General features: G+C 56.8%; 9 protein-coding genes. 3 read left to right on the top strand and 6 right to left on the bottom strand.

Annotated elements, in window-relative coordinates; all coding sequences use genetic code 11:
- A partial coding sequence (locus TX82_RS12150; RefSeq protein WP_042251206.1) for a Slp family lipoprotein occupies positions 1-256 on the bottom strand: 256 nt, incomplete at its 3' end.
- A complete protein-coding gene (locus tag TX82_RS12155; protein ID WP_005011027.1) occupies positions 250-795 on the bottom strand; it encodes a Slp family lipoprotein in 546 nt (181 codons plus the stop codon). The genes TX82_RS12150 and TX82_RS12155, both read right to left, overlap by 7 nt.
- A 79-nt stretch (positions 796-874) precedes the next feature.
- Between TX82_RS12155 and TX82_RS12160 the strand changes: the two genes are divergently transcribed.
- The 3 genes from TX82_RS12160 (at position 875) to TX82_RS12170 (ending at position 2,952) form a co-directional block, all read left to right on the top strand.
- Positions 875-1,633 carry a hypothetical protein gene (locus TX82_RS12160; protein WP_005011029.1) on the top strand — a complete coding sequence of 253 codons (759 nt, stop codon included), beginning with the start codon at positions 875-877 and terminating at the stop codon, positions 1,631-1,633.
- Between the two features lie 68 nt (positions 1,634-1,701).
- Positions 1,702-2,649: a DnaJ C-terminal domain-containing protein gene (locus TX82_RS12165; RefSeq protein ID WP_005011030.1), complete on the top strand. Its 948-nt coding sequence runs from the start codon at positions 1,702-1,704 to the stop codon at positions 2,647-2,649.
- 9 nt (positions 2,650-2,658) lie between these two features.
- On the top strand, positions 2,659-2,952 hold the full coding sequence (locus TX82_RS12170) for a hypothetical protein (protein WP_005011032.1): 294 nt from the start codon (positions 2,659-2,661) through the stop codon (positions 2,950-2,952).
- 57 nt (positions 2,953-3,009) lie between these two features.
- Here TX82_RS12170 and TX82_RS15395 read toward each other — a convergent pair whose 3' ends face one another.
- From TX82_RS15395 to TX82_RS15780, 4 genes are all read right to left on the bottom strand, one after another.
- Positions 3,010-3,927, bottom strand: a complete 918-nt coding sequence (locus tag TX82_RS15395; protein ID WP_005011035.1) for an Lcl C-terminal domain-containing protein — start codon at positions 3,925-3,927, stop codon at positions 3,010-3,012.
- 22 nt (positions 3,928-3,949) lie between these two features.
- Complete coding sequence (locus TX82_RS12180) at positions 3,950-4,255, bottom strand: hypothetical protein (protein ID WP_005011037.1); 306 nt, start codon at positions 4,253-4,255, stop codon at positions 3,950-3,952.
- 213 nt (positions 4,256-4,468) lie between these two features.
- The gene (locus tag TX82_RS12185) at positions 4,469-5,305 is read right to left on the bottom strand and encodes an ABC transporter permease (RefSeq protein ID WP_005011040.1); all 837 of its coding nucleotides are present in this window, start codon (positions 5,303-5,305) and stop codon (positions 4,469-4,471) included.
- On the bottom strand, positions 5,305-5,723 hold a 419-nt coding region (locus tag TX82_RS15780), incomplete at its 5' end, for an ABC transporter permease (RefSeq protein ID WP_005011041.1). The genes TX82_RS12185 and TX82_RS15780, both read right to left, overlap by 1 nt.

Below are 5,723 nucleotides of genomic sequence, written 5' to 3' on the forward strand. Positions count from 1 at the left end.
GCAGATGGTGCCCCAAAGGCCTTTGAAGCACTTCCACCACGGTCACTGTCCCCTCTTTCTTGACATTTAGGATGCTTCCGCCCAGGACCACATTGCGGCCCAGATGATCCTGGGGTGTGCTGCGGATTTCTGTGAATGGGGCCTGCGGCCTGCTTGCCTTCACCAGATCGGAAGAGATGACTCCGGCACACCCTCCCATTCCCAGCACCCAAATACACAGAAGCCCCACCTTTTTAATTTTTATGTCTGTCACCACCAGTAAGGCCCCCGACGGTAATACCAGGCGGGCGAATAGTACGGCCCCCAATATCCCCAATAACCATAGTAGGGGTAGCCGTAATAAACGTATTCGTTTTTCTCCCATAGACGGAGTTCCTCAACGCTCACGACGACGTATTTGTATTCTGCATTGTCAATGGTACCGGTCTTCGATCCGGTCACGGTGCCTCCAACGGTAATCTCCCGGTCCTTGCTGTAAATCTCCGGCTCCAGAAATCCTTCATACCGCAGGATGACCCGGCCGGAGGACTCATCCCGGTCGTCCAGACGTCCGGTCCAGGTCAAAGGCACCTCAATGATCTCGACCTCCGACCACCCTTTGTAATTGCGAGTCTGGACAATGATGCCTCCCAGCACCACCTTTTCCCCGGTAAAATGTTCAGGCCTCTGCATGATACGCTGCAGGCTGAATTCCATGTTCGTCTGTTCGCGCAGGGAACCGGATATCGGATGAGCACATCCGAACGCCACCCCGGCCAGAACCAGCCCGGCAAGCAGGCTTTTCCATCGAAACATCGCACCACCTTCTTTCGAAAAAAGCCCCTTCCGCTTTCATTATACAACCCTGCCCGGGCCTGCGTTACAATAGAAAATCATGATCGAATTCTTCTTTGTACTGTACATTCTCTTGATGTTCATATTTCCCCTTCCAACCCTTTCCGCCACCCTGGGCGCGGGAACGTGCTACCTCATTTTCCGCAAACACTACCTGTGGAAACACCAGCCACGCTCCGGACGCAAGCTGCTTGCCGTTTACTGGACAGGGGTGCTCATGAACCTGTCTCTCAGCCTGGCGCTTGCGGTATCCATGGCTTTGATGGTTTACTACGTCATCTTTCCAAACTATTTTCTGATGGCCTTCAACGCTCTTTTCAGTTTTTCAGTTTCCTTCCGATGGTTCGACTACTCACACTGGCTGATCCGGCTTTACGTCAACCGTACAAAGCAACTTCCTGCAAGATCCCACCAACCCGGGATTCTGGCCATGTTGATCGGCCAACGGCCCCATTCGGGGGTGGGATTGGGAATGATGCCTTCCTTCATTGACGTGGGATACTTAACGGTGAAGGAAAACCGGGTCCATTTTGCAGGGCTCCTGATCCAGGAAACGTGGAGTCCCGCCCAGTTTTCGGAACTTGAAAAAGCCGGTTCGGAGAAAATCCACATGCTACCCCAGCCGGACCGGCGGCACGGGGGCGCCGCGGTATACACCCTCGTCCTCCGGGACCAGTTCTACCCGTTTCGCAGCCGGGAACTGAGAGATCGAATCATCGAAACGCTTTCCTCCGGAAAGGAACAGGAGGCCTCCTCATTTTCGGAAAAGGCGCTTCCACGATGGCGGTCCGCGGGTTGAACTGCCTCCCGCATGGGGATAGAATGAACAACAGTATTCACAGACTGCTCTAAAAGGGAATCCCGGCCATGCCCGTCTCCGCATCCAAAGATTATTATAAAATCCTCGGCGTCACCAAGGCGGCGAAGATGAAAGAGATCAAAAAAGCCTACCGGGATCTCGCCAAGAAACACCATCCGGATATCAACCAGGGCAGTTCCAAATCGGAAGAAACCTTCAAACTGATTTCCGAAGCTTACACCACCCTGAGCGACTCTAAAAAACGCAAACAATATGACCAGATGCGTTCGCAGGGCACCGGAGCACCGCGGGGAAGCGGCCGCTCTTACCGGGGAGGAAACCCGTGGCAGGGTGCGTACGACTACGCCCGACAATACACCCGGCAGGGTCCCCGGGAGGATTTCCGTGATGCCGGGCCACGGCCGGATTTTGATGAGGAACCGCAGTTCGACCCGGACATGCCCACTCAGGGATTCGATCTTCAGTTCATGCTGGATATTCCCTTCATCACGGCAGCGCTGGGTGGAACCCTCCCCTTTCATTACGAAAAATACGTCACCTGCCCGGAATGCAACGGTAGTGGGTTGAATACCGACCAGGACGCCTGCCCGGTCTGTGAGGGGATTCAACGCATCGTCGAGCCGGTCTCGGTGAATGTGGACGTACCGGGAGGGGTTGCGGATCAGTACACTCTGCGTTTGCAGGGTGAAGGCGCATGCGGTAGAAACGGCGGCCCGCCGGGTGACCTGTTGCTCAAGGTATGCATCCAGCCGCATCCCCGATTTCGCCGCGTGCAGTCGGATATCTACGCAGACATCACCATCCCTGCCGAACTCGCGGAAAATGGCGGTCCCTTGGAGGTCGAAACATTGGATGGGAAGGAAACCATCGAGGTGGAGGACGGCACCCTGACCGGCGAGGAATACCGCATTCCCGGAGCGGGAAGCCGCGAACGTACCAGCAAAAAACGGGGTGACTTCATCGTCAAGTTTCGCGTTGCCCAAGCCGCGGCTTGAGGCGGGGAAATGAGCCTTCCCTTCCTCTTCCTGCTGATCATCATTCTCTGTGCCGTCGGCCTGGCCTACCTGCTTTTTCCAGAGGACAGGCGGCAAACCCCGCACCGCACGGTCAGAAAACGTAAAGCCGCGAGTGCAACGCGCCCCCCTGCACTCCCCCGATCCCGCTCACCGGACGAAACCATGATGGCCAGGGCAGGCATGACGGAAGGCGAAGCCATCCGCAAAGTGGTGGAGGCTTTCGTCGACCGGGAACCGGCTGCTACGGCAAAGATCCTGAGGAACTGGATGAGGGAAAAATAAAGGAAGCTCCGCTGGGAAGTGGAAGGGTCCTCCAACTAGAGAAACGGAAGCGTATCTTTAAGCGGTAGGAGTGGACTGGCTTTCGGTCGGCTTGGGCTTGTCTGCCGCAGGGGGTGGTGCTGCCTTCTCGCCCGCGGGAGCATCGGGTTTGGGTGCGGGGGTTGCCGATTTGTCTCCTGCAGGTGCCGCGGGCTTGGCCGCACCTGCCGCCGGGGCCGCCGGTTTCACTCCCGCTGCAGGAGCACCGGGTTTGGGCGCGGGTTTCGCCGCCGGAGCGGCTCCCGGTTTCGGTACGTCTTCGTAACCCTCGGCATTCCGCACCACGCGGATGGATGACCAGAGCTCACACGGGGGATAGGTGAACTCACTGCCGATCTTGTAATCGAAACGGACCACTTTTTCCTCGGTACACTCGGTAATCCACGTAACCGCAGCACAACCGATTTCAAAAATCGGGTCGAAGGGGTACTCGGTTCCGTTCTTGTCCATGTGCTTCTTGGTCTTGTCCACCAGCGTCGCGGCTTCCGCCTTGCTGGGAATGCGCCAGTCGTCGTGACCCGCGAACTTTTCCTTGTTGACCTTGTCGACGTATTCGGGAGCCTGCGGCCAGGTATAGAATTTTTTGGTGTCGATCCACGCGTCGGTCTTTTTCCACATCAACCCGCTGTTGGGATCGGTGATGGTGCCGTCGCCGTTATCGATGAGCGGTTTCTTTTCAACCTTGGGTTTGGCGGCAGGCTTGGCAGCCGCAGGTTTCGCTCCCGGCGCGGCCGGTTTCGCCCCTGCGGCGGGAGCGGGCTTGGCTCCGGCGGAGGCTGCGGACTTCGCTACGGCAGCCGGAGCGGGTTTCTCGGACGCACTCTCCCCACCTTCCGGTTTCGGGGCCGCGGGATCTGGCTTGGGAGTGGATTCCGAAGCGGTCGGTTTGCCTTCGGCGGGTTGCTTCTCTTCGTTCTTCGGATTCGTATCGGCCATCGATCAAGTCAGAGCGTTTTAATTATCTGGGTACCGGTCCCGAATTGGGTTTCTCCGCAAACTGCGGCGCACGGTGAATGACATCTGTGAGATCCTTTCCACTCTCAGTCAGGGCTTTCAAAATTTCACCCAGCCGTGTGGTGGAATACATCTGCAACTGCGCCACGTAATACTCACGGTATTGCTTGGCGTGATTTTTCACCCATTCGAGAACGAACTGCTCGCTGATTTCTGGCTTACCAGGATCCGACCAACCTTGTTTTTCGAAATAATTGGTCTGCGATTTGCGAATGATCTCGCAAATCAGGTCGGCTTTAATTCGAGACATAAAGTGCACCGTCCTCAATACAACCCAACTCAAGCCCATTCAGCTTGAGTTGCGTATTTTAATCAACTTCAGTGGGATGTCAACATGAAACAACCTCAATTCTAATCGCGTGAAAACGATGGCTCCCTCCGTATCTAATTAAATTCTTATCAATGTCTTATATCTATTCTAAATCTCCCGGACCGGAATGAAAACCCCCTTTCTGACAGGCCTTCAATTAATTTCCAGAGACGACTTCCGAGGATCGAAATGGTCGCGCAGTCCCTCCCCTAAAAAGTTGAAGGCCAGGATGGTCAGGAAGATGGCCAGTGAAGGAAATACAATGAGGTGCGGGTAGAACTTGATCGCCGTCCAGCCGTCGTTGGCCAGCGTGCCCCAACTGCTGAATGGCGGCGCGATGCCCAGCCCGATGAAACTCAACGTCGATTCGGCGAGGATCGCTACGGGGATACGGAACGTCATCGTGACGATCAAAACGCCCCAGAGGTTGGGCACGATTTCGGAGAACAGAATACGCCGGTGTCCCGCCCCCAATGCGCGCGCCGCCTCGACAAACGTGAATTCCTTGATGCGCAGCACCTCGCCCCGAACCAGCCGCGCCACCGTCACCCAGCTCACCATGGTGAGCGCGAGGAAAATACTGGTCAACCCGCGGCCCAGCACCACCATGATCAGGATAATCAGCAACAGGTCGGGAAGGGCAAAAATCACATCCACCACCCGCATCAGGAAATTGTCGATGCGTCCGCCTATATAACCGGAAATGGCCCCGTACACGGTGCCGATGACCAGCGCAATCAGCGTGGTGCCGACGCCGAGAAACAGAGACACACGCGCTCCATACAACATGCGCGAAAACAGATCGCGGCCCAGGCGGTCGGTGCCCATCCAGTGCGTCGCATCGGGCGCGGCGAGCGCGTTCAGGGTGTCCTGCTCCTCAAACGAGAACGGTGTCAGCCACGGCGCGAACAGCGCCGCCAATGCGATGGCCGCAAGGAAGCAGGCACTCAGTTTTGCAGCCAGGGAAAACCGGCTCCACATGGCGCGCATCAGGCCCTTTCTCCACTCAATTTAACGCGGGGATCGAGCTTCACATACAGCAGGTCGACGGCAATGTTAGCCAGCACGATCAGCACCGCGTACACCAGGGTCACACCCATGATCAATGGATAGTCGCGGTTGGTGACGGCGGTGATGAAGTAATTGCCCATGCCGGGAATGGAGAAAATGAATTCGATGACAAACGATCCCGTCACCAGTCCGGCGGTGAGTGGTCCCATCACCGACACGATCGGCGTCACGGAGTTCAGCAGGGCATGCTTGAGCAGTATGGTCGACTCCTTCAATCCCTTGGCACGGGCGGTGCGGATGTAATCCTGCGACAGCACATCGAGCACCGTGGTGCGGGTGAGCCGCGCGATGTAACCCGCGAACCCCGCACCCAGAGCCAGCGCGGGCATCAGCATGT

This window comes from Nitrospina gracilis 3/211 (genome assembly GCF_000341545.2).
Lineage (GTDB): Bacteria > Nitrospinota > Nitrospinia > Nitrospinales > Nitrospinaceae > Nitrospina > Nitrospina gracilis.

Coding starts and splice junctions, on each gene's coding strand:
- TX82_RS12155 (WP_005011027.1), bottom strand. CDS start 795: ATGTTTCGATGGAAAAGCCTGCTTGCCGGGCTGGTTCTGGCCGGGGTG.
- TX82_RS12160 (WP_005011029.1), top strand. CDS start 875: ATGATCGAATTCTTCTTTGTACTGTACATTCTCTTGATGTTCATATTT.
- TX82_RS12165 (WP_005011030.1), top strand. CDS start 1,702: ATGCCCGTCTCCGCATCCAAAGATTATTATAAAATCCTCGGCGTCACC.
- TX82_RS12170 (WP_005011032.1), top strand. CDS start 2,659: ATGAGCCTTCCCTTCCTCTTCCTGCTGATCATCATTCTCTGTGCCGTC.
- TX82_RS15395 (WP_005011035.1), bottom strand. CDS start 3,927: ATGGCCGATACGAATCCGAAGAACGAAGAGAAGCAACCCGCCGAAGGC.
- TX82_RS12180 (WP_005011037.1), bottom strand. CDS start 4,255: ATGTCTCGAATTAAAGCCGACCTGATTTGCGAGATCATTCGCAAATCG.
- TX82_RS12185 (WP_005011040.1), bottom strand. CDS start 5,305: ATGCGCGCCATGTGGAGCCGGTTTTCCCTGGCTGCAAAACTGAGTGCC.